This window comes from Armatimonadota bacterium (assembly GCA_039679645.1).
Taxonomy (GTDB): Bacteria; Armatimonadota; UBA5829; order UBA5829; family UBA5829; genus UBA5829.
Window position 1 is genome coordinate 26597 of record JBDKUO010000009.1, and the last position, 25967, is coordinate 52563.

The 25967-nt window shown below is 50.7% G+C and carries 18 protein-coding genes; 11 read left to right on the forward strand and 7 right to left on the reverse strand.

All coding sequences use genetic code 11. From position 1 onward, the window contains the following. The first annotated feature begins 26 nt into the window (after positions 1 to 26). Genes ABFD83_01555 through ABFD83_01575 form a run of 5 tightly spaced genes read left to right on the forward strand, consistent with a single transcriptional unit; the run spans position 27 to position 7866 of the window. Positions 27 to 1763: a tetratricopeptide repeat protein gene (locus ABFD83_01555; protein MEN6355750.1), complete on the forward strand. Its 1737-nt coding sequence runs from the start codon at positions 27 to 29 to the stop codon at positions 1761 to 1763. A 2-nt stretch (positions 1764 to 1765) separates the two neighbouring features. Beyond that, the gene (locus ABFD83_01560; protein ID MEN6355751.1) at positions 1766 to 3529 is read left to right on the forward strand and encodes a tetratricopeptide repeat protein; all 1764 of its coding nucleotides are present in this window, start codon (positions 1766 to 1768) and stop codon (positions 3527 to 3529) included. Further along, complete coding sequence (locus ABFD83_01565; protein ID MEN6355752.1) at positions 3526 to 5301, forward strand: tetratricopeptide repeat protein; 1776 nt, start codon at positions 3526 to 3528, stop codon at positions 5299 to 5301. Before ABFD83_01560 ends, ABFD83_01565 begins: the two co-directional genes overlap by 4 nt. 5 nt (positions 5302 to 5306) lie before the next feature. Beyond that, positions 5307 to 7106: a tetratricopeptide repeat protein gene (locus ABFD83_01570; protein MEN6355753.1), complete on the forward strand. Its 1800-nt coding sequence runs from the start codon at positions 5307 to 5309 to the stop codon at positions 7104 to 7106. A gap of 1 nt (position 7107) precedes the next feature. Beyond that, positions 7108 to 7866 (forward strand): glycosyltransferase family 2 protein, encoded by a 759-nt coding sequence (locus ABFD83_01575; protein ID MEN6355754.1) that lies wholly within the window; start codon positions 7108 to 7110, stop codon positions 7864 to 7866. Between the two features lie 3 nt (positions 7867 to 7869). Here ABFD83_01575 and ABFD83_01580 read toward each other — a convergent pair whose 3' ends face one another. Further along, a complete protein-coding gene (locus ABFD83_01580; protein MEN6355755.1) occupies positions 7870 to 9135 on the reverse strand; it encodes a heme ABC transporter ATP-binding protein in 1266 nt (421 codons plus the stop codon). A 99-nt stretch (positions 9136 to 9234) separates the two neighbouring features. Between ABFD83_01580 and ABFD83_01585 the strand changes: the two genes are divergently transcribed. The 3 genes from ABFD83_01585 (at position 9235) to ABFD83_01595 (ending at position 11850) form a co-directional block, all read left to right on the forward strand. Further along, entirely contained in the window at positions 9235 to 9999 is a 765-nt protein-coding gene (locus ABFD83_01585) for a GNAT family N-acetyltransferase (GenBank protein MEN6355756.1), read from the forward strand. 249 nt (positions 10000 to 10248) lie between these two features. Next, positions 10249 to 11049, forward strand: a complete 801-nt coding sequence (locus ABFD83_01590; GenBank protein MEN6355757.1) for a trypsin-like peptidase domain-containing protein — start codon at positions 10249 to 10251, stop codon at positions 11047 to 11049. A gap of 156 nt (positions 11050 to 11205) precedes the next feature. Beyond that, complete coding sequence (locus ABFD83_01595) at positions 11206 to 11850, forward strand: dienelactone hydrolase family protein (protein ID MEN6355758.1); 645 nt, start codon at positions 11206 to 11208, stop codon at positions 11848 to 11850. A gap of 145 nt (positions 11851 to 11995) precedes the next feature. Here the strand turns inward: ABFD83_01595 and ABFD83_01600 are convergent, their stop codons facing one another. Then, on the reverse strand, positions 11996 to 13156 hold the full coding sequence (locus ABFD83_01600; protein ID MEN6355759.1) for a DUF362 domain-containing protein: 1161 nt from the start codon (positions 13154 to 13156) through the stop codon (positions 11996 to 11998). 273 nt (positions 13157 to 13429) lie between these two features. Here ABFD83_01600 and ABFD83_01605 point away from each other — a divergent pair, with 273 nt between their 5' ends. After that, entirely contained in the window at positions 13430 to 16264 is a 2835-nt protein-coding gene (locus tag ABFD83_01605; GenBank protein MEN6355760.1) for an RCC1 repeat-containing protein, read from the forward strand. 57 nt (positions 16265 to 16321) lie between these two features. Here ABFD83_01605 and ABFD83_01610 read toward each other — a convergent pair whose 3' ends face one another. Both ABFD83_01610 and ABFD83_01615 read right to left on the reverse strand, forming a co-directional pair. Next, positions 16322 to 17905 carry a DHA2 family efflux MFS transporter permease subunit gene (locus ABFD83_01610; protein ID MEN6355761.1) on the reverse strand — a complete coding sequence of 528 codons (1584 nt, stop codon included), beginning with the start codon at positions 17903 to 17905 and terminating at the stop codon, positions 16322 to 16324. Between the two features lie 146 nt (positions 17906 to 18051). After that, a complete protein-coding gene (locus ABFD83_01615) occupies positions 18052 to 19509 on the reverse strand; it encodes an HlyD family secretion protein (protein MEN6355762.1) in 1458 nt (485 codons plus the stop codon). Positions 19510 to 19713: 204 nt separating this feature from the next. On the opposite strand from ABFD83_01615, the gene ABFD83_01620 reads away from it, so the two are divergent. Together ABFD83_01620 and ABFD83_01625 are read left to right on the forward strand one after the other, a co-directional pair. Continuing rightward, on the forward strand, positions 19714 to 20844 hold the full coding sequence (locus ABFD83_01620; GenBank protein MEN6355763.1) for an SLBB domain-containing protein: 1131 nt from the start codon (positions 19714 to 19716) through the stop codon (positions 20842 to 20844). Positions 20845 to 21186: 342 nt separating this feature from the next. After that, positions 21187 to 21699 carry a hypothetical protein gene (locus ABFD83_01625; protein MEN6355764.1) on the forward strand — a complete coding sequence of 171 codons (513 nt, stop codon included), beginning with the start codon at positions 21187 to 21189 and terminating at the stop codon, positions 21697 to 21699. A gap of 81 nt (positions 21700 to 21780) precedes the next feature. Here the strand turns inward: ABFD83_01625 and ABFD83_01630 are convergent, their stop codons facing one another. From ABFD83_01630 to ABFD83_01640, 3 genes are read right to left on the reverse strand one after another with little or no spacing between them, the layout of a single operon-like run. Continuing rightward, positions 21781 to 23568 (reverse strand): glycosyltransferase family 39 protein, encoded by a 1788-nt coding sequence (locus tag ABFD83_01630; protein ID MEN6355765.1) that lies wholly within the window; start codon positions 23566 to 23568, stop codon positions 21781 to 21783. Continuing rightward, entirely contained in the window at positions 23565 to 24752 is a 1188-nt protein-coding gene (locus tag ABFD83_01635; GenBank protein ID MEN6355766.1) for a glycosyltransferase, read from the reverse strand. Before ABFD83_01635 ends, ABFD83_01630 begins: the two co-directional genes overlap by 4 nt. Next, positions 24749 to 25963, reverse strand: a complete 1215-nt coding sequence (locus ABFD83_01640) for a glycosyltransferase family 4 protein (protein ID MEN6355767.1) — start codon at positions 25961 to 25963, stop codon at positions 24749 to 24751. The genes ABFD83_01635 and ABFD83_01640 overlap by 4 nt, the downstream gene beginning before the upstream one ends. Between the last annotated feature and the right edge of the window lie 4 nt (positions 25964 to 25967).

The window sequence follows — 25967 nt, forward strand, 5'->3', positions numbered from 1 at the left end:
TATATTAGAACTTCAGGGTCATCAAATTGAGCAGCAGTCAGCGATCAAAACTTCTCATATCAGCCCTATTGGTATTGGTGACGGGCATCGTATATGGACAGGTAGCCGGTTTTGGATTCCTCAACTATGATGATAACTTGTATGTCATCATCAACCGCCATATAGTCGGCCTTACCGTCCAAAACCTGCGATGGGCCGCAACCGGGGTAATAAACAGCAACTGGCAGCCGCTTGTATGGCTGTCATATATGTTCGATTCGCAAATAGCCGGACTTGATCCCGGAATCTTTCACCTCACCAACCTGATGCTGCATATCGCAAACACTCTGCTCCTGCTCTTCCTATTGCACCGGATGACCGGCTCGCTGTGGCGCAGCTCATTTGTGGCAGCCCTGTTTGCGCTGCACCCGCTGCATGTGGAGTCCGTAGCATGGGTTGCCGAGCGCAAAGATGTACTCAGCACTCTCTTCTGGCTGCTCACCATTCTCCTTTACGTTCGATATGTCGAAAAGCCGTCTTTGGGCAGATACGTTTGGGTGCCCGTTGTCTTTGCCCTCGGCCTTATGGCTAAGCCCATGTTGGTCACGCTGCCGATCATTCTGCTTCTGCTCGATTACTGGCCGCTTGGCAGGCTTCAGAGCAAACAGATAATCACTCAGCAAAAGCCTAACAGTAATGATTCCACACCGGTTCCGTTGAGGCAGCTTATCATGGAAAAAGTGCCGCTGCTGCTGCTTTCGACAGCTGTGGGGATTGTGACGGTAATAACGCAAAAGTCGAGCGGAGCGATTAAGGAACTTGGTATATTCTCGATGGGAGTAAGAACGGCGAATGCCGTGTTCAGCTACATTGCATACCTCTGTAAGACAATATGGCCGACTAATCTTGCGCCTTTTTATCCGCATCCCGAAAACTCACTGCCGACGTGGGAGGTCGCGGGCAGCGCAATTCTCGTTATTGCTATAACATGGTTTGTCGCACGGTCTCGACGGCACCCCTATGCGCTGGTCGGCTGGCTTTGGTATCTGATTACGCTGCTGCCCGTGATCGGACTGGTCCAGGTCGGAGCACAGGCAATGGCCGACAGGTACACATATGTCCCTATGATAGGGATCGGCATAATGATCGCGTGGGGCATTCCGAGCATTATTCCACAAAGACAGTATAAAGCAATTGCGGTGCTTGCCATCGGAGTAATCGCAGCTTTTTCGATATGCACGTATCAGCAGGTCGGGTATTGGCGTAATGACACTACGCTGTTCAGCCATTCGGTCGAAGTTGTAAAAGACAACTTCGTAGCGCACAACAACCTCGGAACGGTGCTGCTGCTTAGAGGTAAAAATGAAGCAGCGTTAGCGCACTTCCGTGAGGCGGCGCGAATCGAACCCAGGTGCATGCGCGCTCAGTTTAATGTAATCAATCTGTTATACATCATGGGCGACGTGGATGGAGCCATTAAACAGACATATAACCTGCTTAATCGCTTTCCACACGAAGGACGCGCATACTTAAGGCTCGGCATTATATACCTCAGGCAATCAAAGCTGGACCTTGCGGAAAAGAACATCAGGCAGGCGCTGCGCGAATCCCCCGACGATCCCAAGGCTCATCAAGCTATGGGAATGCTGCTTCTTAAAAGAGGAAAAGCCGACGAGGCCGTTATTAGGCTATCGGAGGCTGCCAAGCTTTCGCCGGACGACACCGACATACGAAAAAGGCTCAAATATGCGAAATCGCTGAAAGCTCGCAAGGCTGCAGACTAAAAATGAAGTTGAACACCAGCAGGCAGACGACTATTATTATATGCGCTCTCCTTGTAATCCTGACAAGCATTGTATATTGCCAGGTGGCCGGCTTCAAGTTTCTGGTATATGACGACCCGCTGTATGTAGTCAATAACCCCAAAATTAATGGCCTTACTGCCTCTAACTTAAGCTGGGCTATAAAAGGAGTGGTAAACAGCAATTGGCAGCCGCTGGTATGGCTGTCATACATGCTCGATTCGCAAATCGGCGGGGTCGATTCGGGAGTATTTCATCTCACAAACCTGTTACTGCACATAGCCAATACGCTGCTTCTGCTTTATCTGCTCAAGCGAATGACCGGCTCATTATGGCGAAGCGCGTTTGTGGCGGCGATATTTGCGCTTCATCCGCTGCATGTGGAGTCTGTCGCTTGGATTTCGGAACGCAAAGACGTGCTCAGCACGCTATTCTGGCTGCTGACTATGCTGGTCTACATTCGGTATGCCGAAAAACCGAGTTTGCGGCGGTATGTTCTGGTGCCGATGGTCTTTGCCCTCGGCCTTATGGCAAAACCCATGCTGGTCACGCTGCCGGTCATTCTGCTTCTGCTCGACTACTGGCCTCTTGGCAGGCTGGGGACTAAGCAAGATATCGCAGGGCAAAAAACGAGCATCAAAGAATATCCGAAAACCCCATTGAAAAACCTTATATATGAGAAGCTGCCATTATTTGCGCTTGCGTTTGCTGTGGGGATCGTGACCATATTGACTCAGAAGGCAAGCGGCGCAATGCAGGAACTCGACAAGTATCCTTTTGGTGTGAGGGCGGCAAACTCGGCTTTCAGTTGTGTGACATACCTGAGGAAGATGCTCTGGCCGAGTGATCTTGCGGCATTTTATCCGCATCCCAAAAACTCGCTGCCGTCCTGGCAGGTAGTGGTCTGTGTAATGCTGATCGCTGCTCTGACCTGGCTCGCCGCACGCGCAAGACGACATCCGTATGTGCTGGTCGGCTGGCTCTGGTATTTAATTGCGCTGCTGCCTGTAATTGGGTTAATTCAGGTCGGCATGCAGGCAATGGCAGATAGATATGCATATATCCCTATGATCGGGATCGCTGTAGTGGTCGCGTGGACTGTACCTGACCTGGTCTACAAAAACACAAATCCGAATAAGCGCAGGATCGGTATTGTAGCGTCCGCCGCGATCATTGCAATTGCCGCCTTTACAATCTGCACGTATTATCAGATAGGCTACTGGCGCGATAATGCGGCGCTGTTTGGTCATGCGATAGAGATTATTCCAAACAACTACACTGCGCACAACGACCTAGGAGTGGCGCTGATGTATCGCGGAGAAAACCAGGCCGCTCTGGAACAGTTTCGCGAGGCAGTGCGGATCGAACCGGGCTGTTTGCGCGCTCAATATAACCTTATCAATCAGTTGTATATCATGGGCGATACAGACGGAGCTATAAAGCAAACACATACTCTGCTTAGGAGCTTCCCTCATGAAGGACGCGCTTACTTAAGGCTCGGCATAATGTATCTTCGGCAGTCCAAACTAGAGCCTGCGGAAAAGTATATAAGGCAGGCGCTGCGCGAATCCCCGAACGATGCCAAGGCTCATCAAGCGATGGGAATGCTGCTTCTTAAGCAGGGAAAGATCGACGAGGCCATTATTAGGCTATCGGAGGCTGCAAAACTCTCGCCGGGAGACCCAAATATTAATAAGAGGCTTATATACGCGCAATCGCTGAAAGCTCGGAGCAAAGCAACCAGATGAAGCTAAAAAGCCCAAAATATAAATCCGGCAGTCATACTACATTTTTCATATGCATTCTGCTTATAGTTCTGACATCTGCAGTATACTGGCAGGTTACCGGGTTCAAATTGCTGTCTTTTGACGACACAAAGTTTGTCACCAACAACTCGCATATAAAGGGCCTGACGGGACCGAATCTGCGATGGGCCATGACCGGATCCATAAACGGCAACTGGCAGCCGGTTATCTGGCTCTCATATATGCTGGATGCGCAGTTTCATGGGCTCGATGCCGGAGCATTTCATCTCACTAACCTGATACTGCATATAGCCAATACGCTGCTATTACTGCTCCTGCTTTATCGAATGACCGGCTCACTCTGGAAAAGTGCGTTTGTAGCGGCGGTATTTGCGCTGCATCCGCTGCATGTGGAATCGGTCGCGTGGATATCAGAGCGCAAAGACGTGCTCAGCACTCTCTTTTGGCTGCTCACTATGCTGGCCTATATTCGATATGCAAAAAAGCCGAGTTTACGAAGGTATATTCCGGTGCCGATAGTCTTTGCACTTGGACTAATGGCTAAGCCTATGCTGGTAACGCTGCCTGTCATACTGCTTCTGCTGGATTACTGGCCTCTGGGCAGGCTGCAGATCAAGAAAAATGCAACACAAGACGCCAAAACTACCAAGCTGAAACACGCGATAAGTGAAACCCCGCCCGCGTCGCTGAAACTGCTTGTTCTGGAAAAAGCGCCGCTGGTTTTACTTGCGCTGGGAGCTTCGATTGTAACCATACTTACTCAAAGATCAAGCGGCGCAATGGATGAATTTAACATCTACCCACTTGGCATGCGAGCAGCAAATGCAGTATTCAGTTATATCGTCTATCTCAGAAAGATGATTTGGCCGAATGACCTCATCGCGTTTTATCCGCATCCGGAAGGCACACTGCCGGTCTGGATGGTGTTGGGAAGTGTGATTCTGATTGCTGTTCTGACGTGGCAAGCAATTCGATCTCACAGATACCCGTATGCATTATTCGGCTGGCTGTGGTATCTGATCACTCTTATACCTGTGATCGGGCTGGTACAGGTCGGCGCACAGGCTATGGCCGATAGATACACATACATCCCTATGATCGGGATCAGTATTATTATCGCCTGGGGCGTGCCGGACCTATTACATAACAGGAACAAGCCCGGGCGCAGCGTTGCGTTCGCTGCAATCGCAGTAATTATCACGCTCACAGTATGCACTTATCGGCAGGTCGGCTACTGGCACGATGATATTGCACTTTTTAGCCATGCTATTGATGTTGTCCCAAATAATGCTCCGGCACATAACAATCTCGGTGGAGAATACTACAGGCAGGGAAATGTGGACGCCGCCGAGTTACAGTTTCGCGAGGCAGTGCGTATTAATCCACGGTTTGATGGATTTCAGCACAACCTTGCTTCGCTGCTGTATGAGCAAGGACGTTATGACGAACTGGCGACTTGCCTGCACAAGGCTCTGAAATTCTTCCCTGAAGACGACCAAGCTCACGCGTTGCTCGGCATAATATATATACAGCAATCCAAGCTCGATCTTGCAAAAATTCACCTTAGAAAAGCTGTCAGACTGAAACCGACTAACTCTATGGCACAAGGATTTCTGGGGGGATTGTTGACCAGGACAGGTGAAATTGATGAGGCTATCGACCATCTGTCTAAAGCAGTGGAGCTTTCACCCGAAAATGAAAATTACCGGGACGGGTTGGAATACGCAAAATCAATAAAGCTCAAAGTGGATTAGGTCTGATGAAACTGGGCAGTCACAATAAAACGTTTCTTCTGATATCCGTTCTGCTGGTAATTGTAACCGGTATCGTATACCGGCAGGTGACCGATTGCAAGTTCCTGGCCTTCGACGATCCGGGGTTTGTCACCAACAACCCGCATATTAAGGGCCTGACGGGACCGAATCTGCGATGGGCCATGACCGGAGTGGTAAACGGCAACTGGCAGCCTGTAATCTGGCTCTCGTATATGCTGGACGCGCAGTTTCATGGGCTCGACGCCGGAGCATTTCATCTCACTAACCTGATACTGCATATAGCCAATACGCTGCTGTTACTACTTCTGCTTTATCGGATGACAGGATCACTCTGGAAAAGTGCGTTTGTGACGGCGGTGTTTGCGCTGCACCCGCTGCATGTGGAATCGGTCGCGTGGGTATCCGAACGCAAAGACGTGCTCAGCACTCTCTTTTGGCTGCTCACTATGCTGGCTTATATTCGATATGCTAAAAAACCGCGTTTTCGACGATATGTATGGGTGCTGGTAGCATTTGCTCTAGGTCTTGCAGCTAAACCAATGCTGGTGACGCTGCCGATAATACTGCTTCTGCTGGACTACTGGCCTTTGGGCAGGATGCAGTTCAATAAAAATGTAAAACCTGATTCCAAAGTAAATAAGCAAAAACAGAGTATTGATAAGTCGCCGTCGGTGCCGTTGAAGTTGCTTGTATTGGAAAAATTACCGCTGATAGTATTGGCATTGGGCGCATCAGTTGTAACCGTGTTGACTCAGAGATTATGCGGCACGGTACAAAAAATTGATACATATCCGATCGGAGTAAGGGCAGCAAACGCGGCTTTCAGTTATGTCGTATATCTTAGGAAAATGATATGGCCGAGTGACCTTACCACATTCTACCCGCACCCAGGCGCCTCACTTGCACTTTGGCAGGTCCTGGGAAGCGCGGCCCTGGTAATTGCCCTGACATGGCTTATAGCGCGATCTCGCAGACAACCTTATGCAATAGTCGGGTGGATGTGGTATTTGATAACGCTTGTGCCTGTGATCGGGCTGGTTCAGGTCGGCGCACAGGCGATGGCGGACAGATACACATACATCCCTATGATAGGGATCGCAATTTTGATCGCATGGTCCGTGCCGGACATTCTCCTTCGAAATAGGGAAAGTTCAATTAAGCACAAAAGAGTCAGCCGTGGTAAAGCAGGTATGGCTCCGGTTGCATTTATTGCAATCGCCGCTATCGCCGCGCTCGCAGTCTGCACGTATCGACAGGTCGGCTACTGGCAAGACGACTTCGCGCTGTTTAATCAAAATACTAAAATCGTCGGCAGGAACAGCTTGGCGAACGAAATCATTGGCAACGCATATTACAAACAGGGGAAACTAGACATAGCAGAGCAGCATTTTCGTGAGGCTATAAGTATCTTGCCTGATTATTTCGACGCGCGACAAAGTCTTGCTTCAATGCTGATAAAACAACAACGATACGAAGAAGCGGAAAGCTTCCTGAACGAAACACTGAAGTATTATCCAAATAACGCCCAAGCCCACATGCAGTTGGGCCTCGCATACTTAGAACTGGCCAAGTTGGATTCGGCTCAGGAACATCTTTGCGAGGCTATTAGGATAAGACCACGCAAAGCTATGGCACATGAAATCCTTGGTATTGTGCTGGTTAAAAAGGGAAAAATCGACGAAGCGATAGAGCATTTATCAAAGGCAGTGGAGATATCTCCCGATAATGCAGGATTCCAGGAAGGTCTTGCATACGCCAAATCACTTAAGCTCGGGAAACAATGATATGTTTCAGAATAAAAAAGTAGTTGTAGTAATGCCGGCGTATAATGCCTCCGAAACTCTGCGCAAGACACATGATGAAATCCTGGCTCAGGGCGTTGTGGACCTGGTAATAGTGGTCGATGACGCGAGCAATGACGAGACTGTTGAGATCGCCCGAACTCTGCCGAACACTGTTGTCATGGTGCATGAGAAAAACAAGGGATACGGGGCAAACCAAAAGACATGTTACAGGCTTGCGCTTGAAGAAGGCGGCGACATCATAATCATGGTCCACCCGGACTACCAGTATACGCCCAAGCTGATACCCGCTATGGCATGCCTCATAGGAAATGGACTCTATAGCTGCGTCATTGGGTCGCGCATACTGGGAGGCCATCAGCGTGCAATAAAGCAGGGCATGCCCATCTGGAAATATGCAGCCAACCGTTTCTTGACTGCGACTGAAAACGTAATGATGGGAGTCAAACTTTCAGAGTACCACACCGGCTACCGGGCTTTTTCAGCCGAACTGCTCAGAGAATTGCCGCTGGAGAAAAACTCGGACGACTTTGTGTTTGACAACCAGATGCTTGCGCAGATTATCTGGCTTGGTTACCAGATAGGCGAGATAAGCTGCCCGACCAAATATTTCCCCGAGGCTTCGTCCATCAACTTCAGAAGAAGCGTGGTCTACGGCTTCGGCTGCCTGCGAACTGCCGCTGAGTTTCTTTTGACAAAGCTCGGCATCATAAGGGCCGGTTATCTGCCTGATAGGAAGTAGAATTCAGCTTTCTACAAGATACATAAGCTCCTCAACCGACTTGCAGCCGCAAGCTCCATTCTCCAGCATCTCATCAACAAGTCCGCTCGCCATGCCGTCAGTGAAGTCCCTGTCCTTAATCAGATCGGGCTTAAGTAAGATCACTCTCTTACCGGACAGCGCGGCGTCATGCACCGCTTCGATGTTGAGAATATTGCCGTGGCCTATCGGGACATCGGTGAGTATAATCACATCAGCGGATTTGATGAGTTCCAGGTGCTTTGCATGAGAGTCGGGCGCTATCTGAGCAAAGAGCTGCTGCGGCACATATTCTATATCCAAAGCATCCGCCACTTCCTGATCGGCATCACTTTGATTGAGAACACCCGAGGTGACCTGATAACCCCGGCGCAGGAGTTTTGCAAATATAGGCGCCGCAGTGCCTCCGCCCCCGACCACATGAACACGTATGGGTTTATCAAAATGCGCATCCGGTCTTTTTGACTTCGGGCTTATGCCGGAGATCACATACGGCCTGCGTGTAGTCGGGTGGCGGCGGACCCATACCTCTGCCCCGTACACACGACGGATGTTCTCGGATGTGATCACTTCTTCGGGTGAACCGCTCGCCTGCACGCATCCCTGACCTATAATGACCAGCCGGTCACAATATGACCCAGCTAGATTGAGATCGTGAAGAACTGCTAAAACCGTCAACCCTCGATCCCTGTTCAGACCCTTCACCAGGTCCATTATCTCAAATTGAAAGCTGATGTCCAGGTGGGATGTAGGCTCATCGAGGAGTAAAACTTCAGGCTCCTGGGCCAGCGCACGAGCCATCATGACCCGCTGCCTCTCACCGCCCGAGAGCGCGTTTATAGGCCGGTCCTTTAGGTGGTCAGTGCCTGTCCGGCGGAGAGCATCAAGGGCTATTGCTTCATCTCTGGAAGACTCGACAGCGAACCGTCCCAGCCTGGGTGAACGCCCCATCAGCGCGACTTCCATCACGGTGAAGTCGAACGCGACCATGGTCTCCTGGGGAACAACGGCGACCTTTCTGGCATACTCCCGGGCGGGGATTTTGTATACGTCTTTACCGTCGATCTGCACAAGACCCGACTGCGGCGCAAGCGCGCGAGAGATTGTTCGCAGCAGTGTGGTCTTGCCGCTGCCGTTGGGACCGATAATGCCAACAAACTCTGAGTCGGCAAGCTCCAACGAAACGCCGTTCAGGACCTGCGCTCCGTTATAGCCTGCATGGACATCTTCAACTTTAATCTTTGCACTCACACGGTTTCATTCGACCCCCGCAAATACTTATCCTCCGATTGCTTCAAAACAGGCTCTTGCGGGTATACATCAATCACTACAGTTTCGGGGGAGGCTATTATGAAAATCGAACCGCTCTCGACAACAAATCTCAAAGACGGCATTTACTGTGCGGCCCAAAAACCCAACAGCAAGGAAATATTCAACCAGCTTGAAGTCTGGCTGGAAAGCAACACTCTCAGGGGTCTGGTTGCGCGCGACGAAAGTGGCGAGGTCACCGGTTTCGTCCTGTATTATCCGATTGAAAGCGCTCCACTCGATGTGGAGGGCGAAGGCCTGTATATGGTCCAGTGCTTATTTGTAAAGCCGCATTATCAGGCAAAGGGAGTCGGGCGGATGTTGGTTGAGGGCGCTGTGGCGGATGCGCGCGCAAGTGGAGCCTCGGGGTTGGCGGTTGAGGGCTATAAGAGGCGCACAGCAGCCGGATACGACTTCATGCCCGCGGCATTCTTCCGGCATCTGGGAATGGTTGAGGGTGAGTCGCACGACCAGGGCACGCTCTACTATTTCAGCTTTGATGATAAGGCTCAGCCAAGATACTCTCCGGAAAACTCACCAAAGGTCAAGATTGATATGATCGACTGCCGCAGGTGCTATGTGGGAGTCAGCGACCGCAAAGTCGTGGATGTCGTTATGGAAACCGAATCGCCCAAGTCAGCCGGATTACTGGTGGATGTCGGCCAAGCAGAGACCGACAAAAATATGTCCAGTGGAGTATTTGTAGACGGCAAGCTTACATATTTCAGTGGACCGATATCCGAAGACGGCGTGCTTGATGCAATTGAAGCGGCTGACTCAGCGCGCGACAGATCGATGGACCAATAAAGCTGATGTTTAACATCTATCAGAGTAGGGTATAAAAAGCCTGGTAGACACATCACATCCAAACTTGGCGGAGGCGGCAGCTTTTGACAAAAAGCGAGCCGCCTCTGTCCGTACGCTGCCTCTTACCTAGACACAAAGTAAAATTCCTGATATCTTTAGTCAACACGGCAGAAATTCACTTTCTAACCGCGCCTCAATGCAGGCATAATATGATAGCAAGACCAATTTTAGAATCTTGGAGATGCAATAATGAAAAAACACATGTGCAATATTACACTCCCATGTATGGTAATTATATGGACTTTGGCGCTTGCTGCGTCCTGCGCCGCAGACATCGCAAGCGACGGGCGCGCTGTCGCGGATAAATACAAGGACGCAATCGTGACGGTGAACCTGGTGTTGGAGACAAAGGTTTCATATCAGGGCGGCAGCGACAATGAACAGCAGAAAGTCACCAGCACCGCAACTATTATCGATCCGTCGGGGCTGGCTGTAACGTCACTCTCAGATATCGACCCGACTCTATTTTCATCATATATGGAACATGACGACAGCTTCAGCATGTCCGCTGATGTGATCGACCTCAAGATCAAGCTCTCTGACGGCACCGAGGTCCCGGCAGATATCGTGCTGCGCGACAAAGACCTCGATCTTGCATTTATCAAGCCGAAGACCGCTCCCAAAGCTGCTATGACTTACATCGATCTGTCCAAAGCGAGCACACCTCAAATGCTGGATGAGTTGATCGTGATCTCCAGGCTGGGTCAGATTGCAAACCGAGCGCTCGCGGCGTATGTGGACCGCGTGCAGGCCGTGTTGACTAAACCGCGCACGCTATATGTAGTGACAGGCATCTTCGGCCTGGGCAGCCCTACATTTACACCGGACGGTAAAATCGTAGGAATAGTGGTTGTCCGCGTTGACCAAAGCAAGGACAACGACTCCACTTCGCGATCAATGGGTTATGGAGATTCCTTATACGTAGTCTTACCTGCCTCAACTATTGCTAAAGCCGCCGCGCAGGCCAAGGAAGCCGCACCGGCTAAGTAACCAACATCTTTGTTTCAATGAGATGCACCTTCGGGAAATTAAAGTAGTCAAAACCCATAATGCAGGGAGCGGGTGAAGCATTTGCGATTTAGCTTGTAAAGCCAGCTAAATGTGAACGGCAAATGCTTCACCCCTAGCCGAAGGAGCGTGATATCCATGAGAACTGCGATTGATCGGCTGGTTTATATCGAAGCAAAGGGAATACGCCTGGAAGGAATGCTGGGTGTGCCTGAAAATGCAATCGGGGTAGTCCTTTTCGCACACGGAAGCGGCAGCAGCAGGCTCAGCCCAAGAAACCAGTTTGTAGCAAAATATCTCAGAAGTGAAGGCCTTGGAACCCTCCTGATCGACCTGCTTGAACCGGAAGAGGCCGAGGATCGGAGCAAAGTCTTCAATATAACGCTGCTTGCAGACCGCCTCAAAATCGCAACAGACTGGCTCCAGAAAAACGACTCCACTGCCGACCTGCAAATAGGCTACTTTGGCGCAAGCACAGGCGCTGCCGCTGCTCTTATGGCAGCCGCCGATAGACCGGAGATAGGTGCGGTCGTTTCACGAGGCGGCAGACCCGACCTTGCAATGAAATCCCTCCCGCTAGTCAAATCTCCCACCCTGCTGATTGTAGGCGGGATGGACGTGCCTGTAATCCAAATGAACAGGGAGGCCTACGATATGCTGGGCGGGCAAAAGCAAATGATAATCGTCCCCGGCGCGACACATCTTTTTGAGGAACCCGGCACATTGGAAGAGGTCGCTCGATTGGCAGCGGAGTGGTTCGGCAGGTATTTGGAATCGGAATAATTCTTAAACTGCATTCATAAATTTTAATAAATGATTAAAATTGGGGTTGACTGCCTGCTAAAAACCTAGTATAATTACCAGTGCTTCTTTTTCTCCTTTCACTATCTGTATTTGTTGAGACTTGGCTGGACGCCCAACGGCCAGGTCACTTTTTTGTCAGATTGTCAAACACTTTCCCCAACCAGCCGCGCTTTAGTCCTATGGCCGAAAAATTGCATACCTCATGGCAGCAATAACAGCGTATGCATTTGTTGAGATCAATAACCGGAGGCCTGCCGGGAGTAATGGCATGCACGGGACAAGCACGGGAACAGTCGCCGCAGCCGATGCACTCAGAGGACTTCACCTTTGGCACGGCCACAAGTTGACGCCGTAGAACTTTGCGTATCGGCAATGGGATCCTGTTCCAGTCATTCCTGCCGGATGAAAGCTTGAAATCGTTGACTCGAACAGAGTCGATCGACTCGCCGCGAATATCAATCGAGTCCAAGTCGGCGCACCCGAGGCCCTGCTGATGGGCGAGTCTGGTCGTGTCTATAGACATCGGGTCGATGCCTATTATACTGCATGCCACTGCATCCATGGCGACTGCATCATTCGACGCAATAATCAGCCCCACATGCTTTGGACTCCCTGCATTGGGACCATCACCCTCCATCGCAATGACTGCGTCCATCACGTTCACCTTAGGTTTGAACACACGCAGCAGATCGACCAGCATCTGCGCGAAAGTCTGACGGTTCTCTGCAGACTGAACGTGGAAGAGGCCCTTGCGCACACCAGGAATGCACCCGAAGATATTCTTCACAGCGCCCGTATATGCAGTGAGGCCATGAGTTTTGAGTTTGGGAATATTTATGATCAGGTCTGATTCGAGAGCTTGGCGCGATACATCAAACGATCGGTAGAATCTGCCGTCCGGGTTGGCAGCCGTCACTGCATCTTCCTCGAACCTGATAAGTGGAATACCAAGTTCGCTCGCGACTGCCGACATGCCGGTTCGTTCGCAGAGCTTTGCGTACTTTTGAGCGTTCTCACCCGCAAACGGCGGGCTATCTCCAAGCGCGACCCGGCTCCCCATCGATAGCACGTATTGCCCCAGCGCGCGAACGACTGCCGGGTGAGTGGTCACAGCCTCTTCAGGCAGGCGTGTGGAGAGCAGGTTAGGCTTCAGAAGTATGTTTTGAGCCTGGCTGATAGCTTCATCCAGACCCGCTAGCTCCAGAGCCTTTGCGACAGCCGATGAAACATGCTCGGTCTCATAATCCGCACACGACACTATGGATACTATCGATTGATTGCTCATAGGCTAATACTCTAGACGAATAGGCTAGTTATTGCAAGCACAAAGCTATGGATATCCATTTGCAGTTGCATTCAATCAGCTACAATTATCTTCACTCAACTCATCTAAAAAATATCATAATGAGTTATATATCATACATCATATAAAAATATCCAAAATTGCGTTGCATAATGCGGAACTTTTTTTGTCTGCAGGTATTCTTATATGTATTGCGGGCAGGCACAAAAAACACGAATAGTGGAGTCTGATGACCTCCACGGAAAGAGGAAAAAGATGAAGCTTAAAGAAAAGTTAGTCATCAGTTTTGTGCTTGTATTATTATTTCTTACTTCGAACGTTTGGGCAGCAAAGGTCATTGCAGTGACGGCTGGCAGCGGTCATACAGTAGCCTTAAGGAGCGATGGCACAGTATGGGCTTGGGGACACAACGACCGTGGTCAACTTGGCGACGGTACCGAAGTTGATAAGTCGGCTCCAGTACAAGTCTCAGGACTTGATGGAGTAGTTGCCATCGCGGCTGGTTGGTGTCACACAGTAGCTCTAAAAAGTGACGGTACGGTATGGGCTTGGGGAGACAATACTCAAGCTCAGCTTGGCGATGGAACCGGCAACAATGTACGATTGACTCCAGTGCAAGTCTCGGGCCTTAATGGAGTAGTTGCAATCGCGGCTGGCGAAAATCATACAGTAGCCTTAAAGAGTGACGGCACTATATGGGCTTGGGGATCCAATGGTTGTGGCCAGGTTTGCAGTGGAACCACATGTTATGAAACTCCAGTACAGGTTACGGGGTTTACAGGAGTGATTGCCATTGCGGCTGGTGCAAATCACACGGTGGCAGTAAAGAACGATGGCACTGTATGGGCTTGGGGCAATAATGGTTTTGGTCAGCTTGGAAATGGAACTACCAGTAATAATAATAGTTCGCTATCGACTCCGGTGCAAGTTTCCGACATTACTGGAGTTATCGCTGTAGCAGCTGGCGGGTGTCAAACATTTGCCCTAAAGAGTGATGGCACAGTAATGGCTTGGGGATTTAATGGAAATGGCGAACTTGGTAACGGAACTAGAACTAATGAGTCGACTCCTGTACAAGTCGCAGGGCTTACAGGAGTGGCTTCTATTGCGGCAGGCTCTTATCATACTGTGGCCGTGAGAAATGATGGCACTGTATGGGGTTGGGGAAACAACAGCTATGGCCAACTGGGTAATGGAAATAGTGCAATTCCAGTGCAAGTCTCCAACTTAACCGGGGTTGTTGCTGTTGCCGCGGGTTATGGACACACGGTTATTTTAACGAATGACGGCACAATTTGGGAATGTGGATATAATAAATATGGCCAGCTTGGCAATGGGTTTGATGCAGGTGGTACTCCAGCACAAGTACCCGGCATTACTGGAGTGGTTTCTATTGGGGCAGGCTTCTGTGACACAGTAGCATTAAAGAACAACAAAACTGTATGGACATGGGGGTGCAACTGGTATGGTCAGCTTGGCGATGGAACCACAACTAATAAGTTAACTCCGATGCAAGTTCCCAGCCTTGACGCAGTAGCTGCCATTTGGGCTGGCTTTCATCACACGATTGCTGTAAAGAATGATGGCACAGTATGGACTTGGGGATATAATGCCTATGGACAGCTTGGTGATGGGACCACTATAGACAAATCGATTCCGGTGCAAGTTTCCGGTATTAGCGGAGTAGTGGCCGTTTCGGGTGGTTTCTATCACACAACAGCCCTGAAGAGTGATGGCACTGTATGGGCATGGGGGCGCAACAACTGTGGCCAACTTGGAGACGGGAGCACTATAGACAAATCGACTCCGGTGCAGGTTTCAGGCCTCGACGGAGTTATTGCCATAGCTGCTGGCGGCTCTTACACAGTAGCCCTTAAAAGTGACGGCACTGTATGGGCTTGGGGATACAATGGTTTGGGCGAGCTTGGCGACGGAACCACAACTAATAAGTTAACTCCGGTGCAAGTTTCAAGCCTCACTGGAGTAATTGCCATTTCGGCTGGCAGTTACCACACAGTTGCATTGAAAAATGATGGCACAGTATGGACTTGGGGATTTAATGGCCAATGCCAACTGGGCTATCTTACATATAATATGAGTATGTCGACCCCAATGCAAGTCACCAAGATTACCGGAGTGACTGCTATTGCGGCTGGCAGAGATCACACAATTGCCTTAAAAAGCGATGGGACGGTATGGTGTTGGGGAGACAATTTTGCTGGCCAGCTTGGCCCCGTATATGGAAGTGGTGGGGTAAGCCCAAATCCATTACAAGTTCACAACCTTACAGGAGTTGTTGCTATCGCGGGCGGCAATGGTCATACAGTAGCCATAAAGAGTGACGGCACTGTATGGACATGGGGAAGCAATTCATACGGTGAGCTTGGCAATGGAGGGGCAACTAATAATCTAATCCCGCAAGTAGTTTTGGGATTTGAACCATTATCTACATCCAAAGCCAGAGCAAGTGAAAGCCGGATTATGGCTCTCGAATGTGTGGTCACAGGCAAATTCGATGACTGCATATATGTAGAAGACACTGACAAGTTGTGCGGGATCAAAGTAACTCCCGCTCCAAGCGATGCAGAGCTTGGAAAGCTGATAGATGCATACGGCACCCTGACTACAGTCGATGGAGAGAAAGCCATTTCGCTATCCTCATATAAAATGCAGACAGCTACAGGGTCAGTCAATCCACTGGGCATGACCAATCAGAGCCTCGGCGGCGGCGATTTCATGTATAACCTGCTCACCGGCGAGGGCCAGGAGGGTGTATTCGGCTGGCAGTTGGTAAATAACCCGGATACCGGTAAGTTTGAGCTTAAGCGGCAAAAACTGGCCGGGATCAACAACATCGGTCTGCTGGTGCGTGTATGGGGAAAGGTTATAGATATCGATCCTGCTTCAATTCCAAGCTGGTTTAAGATATCTGATGGTTCGCTTACTAATGTAAAGGTGAGTGTCCCGACAGGGGTAAGTGTCCCGAACGAGGGCGACTTTGTGAGCGTAACCGGAATAAGCTCATGTGAGATGTCTGGAGCTGAGCTGACCAACCTTGTAAGGGTCAGGCAGCAATCGGATATTGAATAGATAGCATTTATGGTGTCGGCGTTGTCTACCACACGCCGACACTATTTACGACTTTGCTTAGTGCGCCCCAGGGACAGGCTGCGAATGGCGCGGTGGACGCCGCATCAGAAATACCAGCGGCAGCAGAACAATCATCACTACACCCAGCAGCCAGAACGCGTCTACAAAAGACATCATAGCGGCCTGACGTATTACCATTTGGTACGCAATACCAATAGCCTGTTTTTGGGCATTGAGATAGCTCTGGCCTGCTGCGGTAAGTCCTGCAACGGCTCCGTTGAACCACTGTTGAAAGGTTGGGTTGAAGGTAGATATGTTTTCTACCAGCCTGGACTGGTGAAACTGCTCGCGGCGGGCAAGGAGCGTGTTTACTGCCGCAATCCCTACACTGCCACCGATGTTGCGCATGAGGTTGAATATGCCCGTTGCGCTGCCTGTCCTTTCTCGTGAAAGGAATGCGAAGGTCACTGTCGCGAGGGGCACAAACAAAAACGCAAGGCCGATGCCCATGATTATTCTCGGATAGGCCGCATCCCAGAAGCTGATCTGCAGGTTATAACCGGACATTATAAACATGGACACAGAGAGCATTGACAACCCAAAGATTATTAAATACCTCACGTCCCATCGTCCGACCAGATAACCCACCACCGGCATACAGATCAGCGTCCCTATGCCTCCCGGAGACATTGCAAGCCCGCTTTGTAGTGCAGAGTATCCAAGCAGAGTCTGCAGCAGGACCGGCAAGAGGACCATGCTCCCATACAATGCTATGCCGAGCATGAATATGAGAAAGACTCCGGGCGCGAAGTTGCGCACCTTGAAGACTGTGAGGTCTATGATCGGGTGCTGTGTGTATAACTCCCACACGACCAGTGCGATCAGGCTGACTGCAGAAATAATCGAGAGATGCAGTATCCACGATGTCTGGAACCAGTCGTGCTTCTGACCGGTGTCCAGCACAACCTGAAGAAAGCCGATCCCCAACGCAAGCAGGCCAAGACCGATATAATCGATTTTTATCGCGCCGCGCTGCAAATATGGCGGATCGACGACATATATCTGCGCCATGATCATCGACAAGATGCCTATCGGGATGTTTATATAGAATATCCAGCGCCAGGAGTAGTTGTCGGTGATCCACCCGCCGAGCGTTGGCCCTATGATCGGCGCAAACACAACCCCTATCCCGAATATGGCCATGCCCATCCCGCGCCTGCTGACCGGAAAACACTCGAGCAGGATCGCCTGAGATATAGGCTGGAGCGCGCCGCCGCCCAGACCCTGCAGCACACGGTAAAAGATCAACGAATGCAGCGAGGGCGCCAGGCCGCACAAAAACGACGAGATCACAAATGCAGTGACTGAGATCATATAATAGCGCTTGCGCCCGAAAAGTCTGCTGAGCCAGCCTGTGGCAGGCAGGACTATCGCATTTGAAACCAGGTATGAGGTCAGAACCCATGTGCTCTCGTCAATTGTTGCGGAGAGGTTGCCCGCTATGTGCGGCAGAGAGACGTTTACGACCGTGCTGTCCAGCACCTCCATGAAGGTCGCCAGCATGACGGCAATGGCGACCACACCTGGTGTGCCGACAGGACACCATCCCTGCTCCTGTAAGTTATCTGCTCTCTCTTCCATGTCAGCCTCGCTCAGCCCTCCAGGTAAGATACCTGGAGGGATATTAATCGGAATTTGAAATCCTACTCTTCTGTTTCGGGCGCGATCGGAAATCGCGCCCGATCAAAGACGTTGTGACGCTATGACGCTATGACGCTGTGACGCATTCAGCGCAGATAGACAGTCGCGATGACGTTTTGTCCCGGTCTGAGTACTACCCCCTTCGGCAGTGATTGGTCCAGAACTATCTTCACAGGGATGCGCTGCACCACCTTGACGAAGTTGCCTGTCGCATTCTCCGGCGGCAAAAGACTGAACTGGGCTACCGTTGCCGCCCCGATGCTGTTTACGCGGCCTCTGAGCCTTATGCCGGGGTATGAGTCCACGGTAAATGTCGCCCTCTGGCCGGGGTGCATGCGGCCTGTCTGAGTCTCTTTGAAGTTGGCGACCACCCAGACATTCGTAAGCGGGACTACGGCCATCAGCATCTGGCCGGGCTGGACATATTGACCGATCTGAACACCCTTCTCGCTGACAACTCCCCTGACAGGCGCTTTTATATTTGTGTATGAAAGCAGCAGGCGATCATTATTTAGTTGAGCAATGCTCTGCTTGACTGCTGCCTTGGCAGCGCCTCTTTGAGACTTGCTGATAGATATCTGCTCGGGAACCGTCTGAGTGCCTGCAAAAGCAGCCTGGGACTGTTTAAGGAGCGCACGCGCACGCGCAGCTTCCGACCTGGCGGTCTCAACGCCTGCCTTAGCCTGATCGGATGCATCCATTGCAGCGGCTAACTGGGAATTGTCGCGTTTCAGGACTGCTTTTGTACCCGCAAGGCTCGCTATGGCACGGTTTAGGGCTGCTTTGGAGCCGGCTACCTGTTGTCGGGCCGCGTTGAGCGCCGCCTGGGCGCTGGTATTTGTGGTCTGAAAGCTTTCGAACTGCTGTGCGGACGCTGCACCTGCGGTATAGAGTTCTTTGTATCTGGCATAATCGCTGGCAGCTTTTTTGGCCTGAGCAGCAGCAGATGCCGCATTCGCCTCAGCGGCTTTCACCGCCGCCTCGGCTGCAGTGACCTGAGCGGCGGCGGCATTGACATCCGTGCGCGCCGCCTCGACCACATCCCGCGAGGCTCTTACTTGAGCGTCTGCTGATCTTGCCTGCGCAATCGCGGCGATCACCTGGTTGTTCGCGCTCGATACAGTAGCCTGGGCGTTCTTTACGGCTGCCTTGGCCTGATCCAGCGATGAAGGAGCAGTCTTACCGACAACCGAGACCTGCCTGTTGCTTACAGACTCCTGCGCTATCGCCGCATCCACCGCTGCTGAAGACTTACGGACCCGATCCACATACTCTTTTCGATCGAGCCTAACAAGGAGATAACCCTTATCCACAAGCTGGTTGTCGTTTACGTTGATCTCGACGACGTGACCCGCAATGCGAGGACTAATCGGAACGAGGTGGCCTGCGACCTGGGCGTCATCGGTCGATTCCTTGCCTAGGCTCAGAATCCAATACACCAGCACACCAATGCCGACAAGAAGGATTACGCCGATCACGATGATGGCTCTTTTGCGGGCCGCAAAGAACTTGCTCAGCCTCGATACTTGCTGCTCGTCGTTCAAAGTCCCTTCCTCTCAATTACAGATGAAGTTTTACCAAGGAATACTGTGTGTGAAACTTTAACGGAACTATCAAGGGAGCTGACTGCGTATCCGTATTTGTATGCTTGCAACAAATTATTGATCAGAGCGTATAAATTGCTTGACTATAAGCCCAAGCGCAGGAATAATATGTATGGAATCTCGGCTCACGGAGGCTACCGGCTGATGAAGGCTACTTATATTGTAATAGCGATATTGATGCTTGTCGGTTCTATACTGCCTATGGCGGCTATAGCGGACGGCTCGAAGTTGGCTGTAGGTGACGTGATCGACGTGGCTGTCGACGGCGAGAAGGACTTCTCCAAGCACTATCAGATCAACAGTGACGGCTGCATACTAATGCCGATGGTCAACTCCGTGAAGATCGAAGGCCTCAACACATCGGACGCATCTGCTGAAATCACCAAATCTCTTAAGAGCGTGCTCGTAAACCCACAGGTAAGTGTGTCTTTCGTGGAGCGCGCGAAGATGCAGGTGTTTGTGGTCGGTCAAGTCAACAAACGCGGGTTGATTGAAATAGGAGTCGGCGACAGGGTTTTACAGGCGCTAGCGCAGGCCGGTTATGACGATACAGCAGATCTCTCGCGTGTAAATATCAGAAGAGGCGACGAGATAATAGACCTGGACCTCACCAAATACTTATCCGGTGAAGATTTGACCGTTAACAGACAGTTGGAGTCGGGAGACACCGTAGTCGTATCTCGATTGGATATGATAGGCACGGTAATGGCGTCAGGGCAGGTCAGCAAGGTCGGCTCAATCCCACTCAAACGCAACATGACTTTTCGTGAGGCTATTGGCCTGGTGGGTGGAATTACTGTTGAGGCCGATCCGGCGAAGATTACTGTAAAAAGAGAAGGTATCGCCGAACCTATTAAAATCGACTATGAAAAGGCTATGGCGGGAGATCCCACCGCAGATATCGCGCTCGCGCCCGGTGACATAATATATGTGTCCGAACTGGAGATATCCTATTTCACGATATGGGGCGGAGTCAACAAACCTGGACAATACCCTATTAAAGGGAAGCTGGCGCTCAGCGAAGCAATCGGTGTAGCGGGAGGCGCAGTTACCAATGTTGGAGACATCCGTGCAATCAAGATCATGCATGCCTCCGGACCCGAGGCAAAGGTTGGCGAATCGGTCACGGTTGACCTTACACAGGTCATCAAAGGCACTGCGGACGAACCCCAAGTCAGGCGCGGAGACGTTATATACGTAACGGAGCATAAGCAAAAACCAAATCTCTGGAATGCGCTCCAGACGCTCTCGCCGTTTTGGTGGATTTTCAGGTAGGGTGCGCACGATTATTTGTCACAAATCCATACACATTACGGTCCACCAGACAGACACGCATATATATTTCAGACCAATTATTAATATCATGCACGCATATAGCGACTGTATTACACACAAAGCTCTGCCTGCTCGCTTTATCACCTGTTAGAATTACTAGTTTTTTACCTCTGGCATTGACATTTACTTCAATCTCGGCTATTATCAAAAAGTATGCTCGGCTGTGAATACCTGCACGACAATTTGACTTTGCGGGATTTGCCGTCAGTTAGTGCGTCGGGTCGATATGCCGGCAAGCAAAACGGACGTATTGATTCATTGGGAAAGGAGGATGTAATTACTATGGCAAAAAGAATCGTATTAATTGCTGCGGTTGTAATGCTCATTGGCATGGCTATGTCAGCACATGCGATGGCATACAACTCAATTCTCACAGGCACCCTCGGCAATGTAAACGTAAATGCCACTGCCACTCTCACAGGCGGCATTTGGGACTATGTTTACGTTGTATCCCCGACGAACGTGCCCGCCCTGAATGGCCAGTTGCACAGTTTCAGCATAGGCAATCCTGGGCTGTTTCCGTATTTCGGAACCGCATCCAGTGACCCCACTTTCACATGGGCCAGCACTCTGGTAGATACCGTGCGATGGGAGAATGGACTTCCGACGTCAAGTCCTGTAACATTCAGTTTCAAGTCCATATATGAACCCGGCTATGTTGACTGCAGCGCACAGAACGGCGGTCATGCAAGCACAGGTAAGACACTGGGAATGGTGCCTGAGCCGATAAGTATGATCCTGGGATCACTTGGCCTTTGCTGCGTTGCGGGGCTAAAGAGGCTGCGAAGAAAATAAAAACTAGAGCTATCAAGCTTGGTGCGAGTTATAGTAATTTTGGGCGGAGTTAATGTGCTCCGCCCATATCTTTATTGCTTACTACTGAAGAGCTGGTTGATAAATCTGCAGTTCGTCCGATGCAAAAGGCCCCAGATCCGTCTGCTTATACCCTTTTATAGAATCAAACACTTCCGCATTTCTCTGGTTTTGTTGAAAAAATTTATTAGCTGCTTCTGTCTGTTCAGGGCTTCGGCCTATATCTTTTGCATATGCGCGAATCCGACTAAGAACCTTATCAGGATTAGCAATGTATTCACGCTGTATCTTTGTTGTGTAAAGCTTATACCACGTCTCATCAGTTGGATAACTGCGAGACTCGGACGTTAGAACAATAACATTCATCGAATACCCATCTTGGACTAGCTTCGAAATGTCTGCATCAGAACGAGGCAGCCAGACAGCAACCTCATTTTCGGTTCGCCATGCAGCAAGCCATGGAATATCCGTATACATGCATGTCACACCTAATTTGTCTCCCTGAGACATTATAGCTGATGCCTCAAGCATTTTATCTGCTTGTTCATTGGTTGCCCATACAATTGCACTTACCGCCGGCCAGGAAGTGATTAATATAACCCCTATTAATATGCCTTTCAAAAAGATTGGGTGAAGTTTTTTTGCATCTAGAAGCAAGAACAAGTATGCACTACCGAATACGGATGCAGCGGGGGCAATTAATATCAAAGCATTATTTCCAAGGCTGAAAAGTGCAATACACATGAGAAAAATTGGAGCAAGGACATAAAGCACTCCCCTGACCGCGTTTGCAGACGGCGATTTGAACTTATATAGCATGCTCACGACCGCAAGCGGCAGTATTACCATCCCCAGTATCGACAGCATATCGCCGACCGCACCGGAGGTGCCTGCCATCAACTTTTGCGAGAAAGATGAGAAGTGCTCCATGGGATATAGTAAAACTCCGGCAATACCACGACCTGCCGCATCTATGCTCCTGTAAAACGTATTGCCGGGAAACTCGCTTGTATCGGCCATTATGTCCCAGGCATTGGCGCCCAGAATAGATCCGCCGGTCAGTTCTGCATTCCTGTATGCCCATGGCGCGACTGCAATTGCTGTTACCATCATAAATAAAACCAGGTGCTGTATACGTCTGGAACCGGTTACTGCAAAATACAGAGCAACGGGAATAAACAAAAACAAGAGAGCCTGATGGGTCATATAAAGCAGGCAGATCAGTATGGCTGATGCAACTACATAAAAATAGCCTGCCCTGCCGCCGCCGGACAGGGAGTTCTTATGGTGCGCTGCAATTGCAAGCATTAGCAAGACAAACCAGAATGCTGCCATCGGCCACTCACTTGCCGATGTGGCTGACTGCAGGACAAACACAGAAGTGCCCATGCCCACCGCAGCCAATATACCGATGCGCCAGTCAAAGAGCATTCTTCCAAGAATAAATGTCGCTATCAAAGTAAGAAAACCAAATATCATCGACATTCGCACAACTGCCTGGTCAGATACTTGGGTATATCTGAAGGCAGCAGCAACAACATATGGGTAGAGGGGTCCATGGTTTATTTCAGGCAGAGGAGCAGGCACATCCTTCAACAGCCCTGCGTTGAACGGCCTGACAAAGCGCGTCGTAAAACCTTTGCCGGTCGATATGTTCAAAGAAATCTGCGCAATGTCCATCTGATCGCGGGTAGTCAGCCAGGGATGGTTCTGCAGATAATACCCGCCCATGACCGCTCCCAGCACAACAAATATCCCGACCATTGCAAGGATATGGTTCCAATTGATGCCACGATCCTGCAAAGTGAGCCTCTTCGCTTTACTAATGCGGCTTCCCTCTGCGACACTCATTCATTTCCTCCAATTGCAATCACTTCTTCGTATATATGTTCCAGACTACGCACGCTCGACTCCCATGAGAACCTTTTGATCACTTCTAGGCGACCCAAGCGACCGATATCGTGCGCAGCTTCCGGGGTATCCAGCAGACTTATCACCTCATCCGCAACCTTCTCGGCACCCTGAGCACACACTGTGCCGGGGCATCCATCACCAAATGCACGCAAGGCGATGGGCGTGGCGACAACCGGCAATTCCATAGCCATCGCCTCCAGAACCTTGTTTTGTATGCCGACCGCAACCTGCATCGGCACAACCGCAACCTGAGCCGAATCCAAATATGGACGAATGTCCGGCACATATCCGGTAACCGTTATGCCCGGCACTGCGGATAAGCTCATAATATCTTCAGATGGACCGCTTCCCACAATCACGAACTCGGCATCCGGGTGCTTTTGCCGGACTGTCGGAAAACACTCCTTTGCAAACCAGACCGCTGCCTGAGCATTTGGGTGATAACCCATCTTGCCGCTGAATATAATCCGTTTCGAACAGCGCGCCGCACCCCGCGGAGCAAAGTAATCCGTATCAACTCCGTTTTCGATGACATCCACACGGATATCGGAGTTCATTGCCAGAAGCTCGGCACGCTCCGTCTCGGCGGTAATTATAACACGAGCAAACCGCCGCAGAACTCGCGGCTCATATCTGCTGAGTTTAATCGCTTCTTCGAGCATGACAAGCTTTGATATTGGGTTCCTATGCTCAGAAGCCATCTGGCGAAACAGGCTCGTCAGGCAATCGACTGAGTCGAAAACAACAGGCACATCGCCCATCATCGATGCAAAGTGGGCAGCCCTGAGATGCTCTATATGAACGATATCGAACTTACGTTGACGCATTACCTCAGATATCGCTCTTTTCATCGCTTGCGACCGGCAGAATGCGGCGCACATAGGTACCGGAGTCGGCAGAGCAATCAGAGACTGCAAATATCCGCGCGGCTTAGAGTGCGGCACCACATGCAGATCGGCCACAATCTCGGGCAGTTCATCCGCTCCTTCGACTTTGCGGCCGTCAGTTTCACCCAATGCAATAACAGTAACTTGATGGCGCTTCGAAAGCTCCTTAATCAGGTGAAACGGCCTTACTCTGATCCGGCTCGGCACGTATGGCGCGATAAAGAGTATGTTCATGAGCCTGCTCCATCAGTCAGCCTGCCATATGCCGAGAGCAGTTGGCGCCCTACCCTCTCCCACGAGTACTTTTCGCATACCAGAGCGCGGCCGCCTCGACCGATCCTGTCGGCAAGCTCACGATCCTTGAGCACTTTGACCACTGCATCTGCAAAGTCCTCTGGCGTGTCGGCAAGCATAAGGTGAGTGCCGGATTCTACTTCAAGCCCCTCAGCTCCCACTGAAGTAGAAACGACAGGCAGGCCCATCGCGAGAGCGTTCAATATCTTGACTCGCACACCGCTGCCGGACCGCAGTGGGACTATAAATACGCCGCAGTCTTTCGAGATTTCGCGAGAATCGCTGACGTATCCGATCACCGCAATCGAAGGATCGGAGGCGAGAGAGCGAATCGACTCCACAGGCTTTTGACCGGCTATAGTCAGCTTGCACTCGGGAATCTTAGCCTTAACGAGTGGGTAAATTTCACGATGAAAATACAGCATTGAATCGATATTGGGAGGCCAGTACATAGTGCCTATGGAGAGAATATTGTTCGAGCCCTGCACCCGGTCGATATGTTGGAAGTAATCAACGTCCGCACCAATCGGCACAGCCTCTATATTGGTTAGTTCAGGAGAAAGATCGGTAAGGGTTGACCTATCCTCTTCGCTCACAGTCAGGACCATCGAAGCCCTGCGGCAGATATCCAGCTCATATCTCTGAAGCTTTGGCCACTCCATCCCCGCATACATCCGCACAGGCAGGCTCTCTGATGTGTCTGCAAGGCGCTTTATAATCATCGACTCTACGTTGTGATGGTCCAGAACGGTCTTGTACGCACCATCAAAATCAACAAACTGAGCCATTTGAAGATGGTCAATATGGACCACGTCCGGCTGGAAGTCTGCTATGATCCGATTACACGCGGAGCGCATCTCATCTCTATAATCACGGCTGACGATGAATGACCTGCCGAGTGTTATCGCACGCAAGAGGTCGGATGCCTGTCTGAACTTGCCGCGCTTTAACGTCACCAGATCGACCTTGCAGATCGATTCAAGCTCTTTCAGATGCGCAAGCTCATCGTCCGACCTGATAAACGCCAGCGCTCGCACGTCGTGTTGAGATGCCAGCGCTTTGAGGGTGTAATACGACTTGATCTTGCCGCCTGAGTCCAGAGGCAAGGGAAATAAATGCGCCAGGAATAGAATTTTGAGGCGTTTAGACAAGACG